The following is a 3,346-nucleotide window of genomic DNA, read 5'->3' as shown; positions in this document are numbered from 1 at the left end:
TGGCTGAGTTGCAAACGGCATTTGCCGGCGCGGTCCTGAACCACACCGCCGGCATCGAGACTTTTGTCAGCGGCAACGGCCTCGACCCGGCGCAGCGCGTGCAGGTATATCGCAACGCCGTGCGCATCCGTCTGAAGGAAGCCCTGGCCGACGTCTACCCGGTGCTGCGGCGCTTGGTGGGCGACGACTGTTTCGACGCCCTCACCAGCGCATTCCTGAGCCGCCACCCGCCACGGGTCGGCCATCTGCACCCGTTCGGCGCGCAGATGCCGGAGCTGTGCAGCCAGTTGCCGGTTCTGGCCGCCCTGCCCTACCTGCCCGATGTGGCGCGCCTGGAATGGGCCTGGCAACAGGCCTATCACGGTGCCGATGCGCCCCGCGTGTCCATCGAGGACTTTGCCGGCGTGCCGGCCGAACAACACGCGAACATCCGCCTGCAACTGCACCCGAGCGCGCAGTTGCTGCGCTCCGCCTTCCCGGTGGGCCGGATATTCGAGGTCAACCAGGCTGACTACCGCGGTGACGATCGGGTGAATCTCGACCTCGGCGGCGAGTCACTGCTGGTCATCCGCCGCGGCCTGCAGGTGCGAGTCGAGAGTTTGTCTGCTGGCGAATACGCGCTGCTGGCGCAGTTGGACGCCGACATCGACCTGGGCGGCGCACTCGCTTCGGCGTTGACGGCTGAGCCTGGGCTGAATGCCGGCACGGCCCTGGCCGGGCAGGTCACTGCAGGCACCTTTAGCACCCTCTCGATCACCTCAGGTTGAGTTTTCAGGCAGCCCACGGAGGCACGTGTCATGGCTCTTGTCCAAACCGGTTTTAAGCTCACTTCGAGTGTGTATCGCGGCCTGGACTGGTTGGCGCCGCTCGGCGACCTGCTGCTGCGGCTTTACGTCGCCAATGTCTTCTGGAAAGCGGGCCAGCTGAAAATCCAGAGCTGGGACTCGACGTTGTACCTGTTTCGGGAGGAGTACAGCGTCCCGCTGCTGGCGCCAGAGCTGGCCGCCTATATCGGCACCGGGGTGGAACTTTTCTTCCCGGTGTTGCTGGCGTTTGGCCTTGCCGGGCGCTTTGCGGCCATGGTGCTGTTCGTGTTCAACATCATTGCCGTGGTGTCCTACCCAACGCTGAACGCTCAAGGCATTGCCGACCACCAACTGTGGGGCCTGCTGCTGGGACTGCTGATCCTGCGTGGCCCGGGCAAGCTGTCCCTGGACCACTGGCTTTGGCCAGCGCTGCGCCGACGTATCGATGTTTGAATTGCGTTTGTTCAGGTGCAGTGCGAGGCTGACGGCAACCGCCGATTGAGGGCTACCGCATGGGCCGACCCGGCAGCCATCGTCCAGGCCGATTGGCCGCGTGGAGTCTGACGCTTGCGCTAGTCGGCTGCGCCACCCCGCCGGTGGTGGTGGACTACGCCGAATACCGCACGGCGCCTGAACGCTACGCCGAAGCCGACGCTATCGTGCGTACCGATCTGGCAACTTTGCTCAGCAATGCCGACACCCTTGCCGGTCGGCGCGTGGAGCTGGCCGGGCAGGTCGATTACCGCGGCCACGTTGGTTATTTCTATTGGCATTTCTTGCTCACCGATGTCCAGGGCCAGACGCTGCGCTGTTACGAGCGCGAATACCGCGTGGACAGCTGGATCTGGGCGCGAACACTGGCGCGCCGGGCGGACACCGACGACGGAACCCTCAAGGTCGCCGGCCGTTACAAGCCACCGCAAGGCCTCGAACTCGACTGGATCGAATACAAAGGTCATCACGTAGACACCGACTACCACCCGCCGCGACTGCTGCTGCCCTGGTACTGAGCTGAACTTCCAACGGAAGTGACCGTGATGGCAGACAGACAACGGCTTCCTCTATCCCGGAGGTCGGCGCGGTCATCGAGCGCCTGTCCTACGACCCGCACGGCAAGCGCCGTAACGTGGACTGGAGCACCCCGGCCCAGGCGCTGCTGGCGGTCAACACCGACCGCGGCTTCACCGGTCACGAGCACCTGGACGAGATCGGCCTGATCCACATGACAAAATCGCTGGGAGCGATTTTGAACCGCCGCAGGCGGGCCGCACCGGGGCGAGGGCAGGGATCGCCCGAGTAGTGGTCGGGTCTACGACCCGACCCTGGGCCGTTTCCTGTCGGCCGACCCCTACGTGCAGTTTCCCGAGACCACCCAGGGTCTTAACCGCTACACCTACGTCAACAACAACCCGCTGTCCCTGACCGACCCGACCTGGCTGTTTATCGGCAAGCTGTTTAAGTCCATCGGCAAGGCCTTCAAGAGCGTGTTTAAGGCCATCGGCAGCCTGTTTAAGAATCCGTATGTGAGGCTGGCGATTGGCGTGGCGGCGGGTTTTTATGGGGGCCTTGGCTTCGCGCAGGCGCTGGGCTACGCCAAGACAGCCGTCGCCTACCACGTGGTAGCCGGCGCTGCCGGCGGGTTCATTGCAGGCGGGATCATCGGCGGCAATCTGGAGAGTGCCTTTATGGGGGCGGTCACCGGAGCAGCATTTGGGGCTATTGGCGGTTATGGGCAGAATTGGGGCTTGACCAAGCAGGTGGCTGCGCACGCCCTGACCGGGGGCACCACCGCCCGCATCCAGGGTGGTAGCTTCCAGAGCGGTATGCTGTCGGCGGGATTTGCCCAGTGGGCCAGCCCGCTGGTTGATCAGATCAAGCTGTCCTCGCAGTTTCTCTCACGGGTGGGGCGTAGCATGACCGCGGCCGTCATCGGCGGTGCCGCCTCGGTCGTCGGAGGCGGCAAGTTTGCCAACGGGGCCGTCACCGCGGCGTTTGCCAGGACGTTTAATGATGAGGTTACGCTGGAAACAATGGAAGCCCTGAAAAACCCTCGTCCAACAAGAGTTTATTTGACAGAAGACTACACATACCGAGATCTTATGCCCGTTGACACGTTATTAACACAACTCCCACCAGGAAGAATTGTGAAGTTCGTGACGACTGTTTTAAAGTACGCTGGCATTGATATTCAGGTAGGAGAGCGACCTTATACCTTCGGTACGACATGGGACGTTTACTCAGACACAATCCAGGTGTCGCGCGATGACTACAGCAGGGTGACGAGCCAGAGTTATGTTCTAAGCTCTATTCCGACAGGAAAGCCACAACAGGTAATACCACCTGACTATAGTCCCTATATAGAAAAGAATTACCGAGTCTGTGCTGGCTATGGAACCTATCGACGTCCCCCCGGTTTTGAGTAGCACGGCGATTTGGAGTCCAATCCCACCTGACCAGGAGATTGGACGTGAAGAAGCGGTTTTCCGAAGAGCAGATCATTGGCTTCCTGCGTGAAGCCGACGCCGGCATGGCGGTCAAGG

4 protein-coding genes and 1 pseudogene are annotated in these 3,346 nt (G+C 62.0%); all 5 read left to right on the top strand.

Annotated features, from left to right (window positions below):
- On the top strand, positions 1-767 hold a 767-nt coding region (locus ABZF37_RS13940), incomplete at its 5' end, for a DUF2063 domain-containing protein (protein WP_372720951.1).
- A gap of 30 nt (positions 768-797) precedes the next feature.
- Positions 798-1,259 carry a DoxX family protein gene (locus ABZF37_RS13935; protein ID WP_372720949.1) on the top strand — a complete coding sequence of 154 codons (462 nt, stop codon included), beginning with the start codon at positions 798-800 and terminating at the stop codon, positions 1,257-1,259.
- 59 nt (positions 1,260-1,318) lie between these two features.
- Positions 1,319-1,816: a hypothetical protein gene (locus tag ABZF37_RS13930; protein WP_372720947.1), complete on the top strand. Its 498-nt coding sequence runs from the start codon at positions 1,319-1,321 to the stop codon at positions 1,814-1,816.
- A 116-nt stretch (positions 1,817-1,932) separates the two neighbouring features.
- On the top strand, positions 1,933-2,106 hold the full coding sequence (locus ABZF37_RS13925) for a hypothetical protein (RefSeq protein ID WP_372720945.1): 174 nt from the start codon (positions 1,933-1,935) through the stop codon (positions 2,104-2,106).
- A 13-nt stretch (positions 2,107-2,119) separates the two neighbouring features.
- Positions 2,120-3,229 (top strand): annotated as a pseudogene (locus ABZF37_RS13920) (RHS repeat-associated core domain-containing protein); the annotation flags it as partial.
- Between the last annotated feature and the right edge of the window lie 117 nt (positions 3,230-3,346).

Origin of the sequence: Immundisolibacter sp. (assembly GCF_041601295.1) — a bacterium.
GTDB lineage: Bacteria > Pseudomonadota > Gammaproteobacteria > Immundisolibacterales > Immundisolibacteraceae > Immundisolibacter.
This window is presented reverse-complemented; position numbering and strand designations above follow the sequence as displayed.

Coding starts and splice junctions, on each gene's coding strand:
- ABZF37_RS13935 (WP_372720949.1), top strand. CDS start 798: ATGGCTCTTGTCCAAACCGGTTTTAAGCTCACTTCGAGTGTGTATCGC.
- ABZF37_RS13930 (WP_372720947.1), top strand. CDS start 1,319: ATGGGCCGACCCGGCAGCCATCGTCCAGGCCGATTGGCCGCGTGGAGT.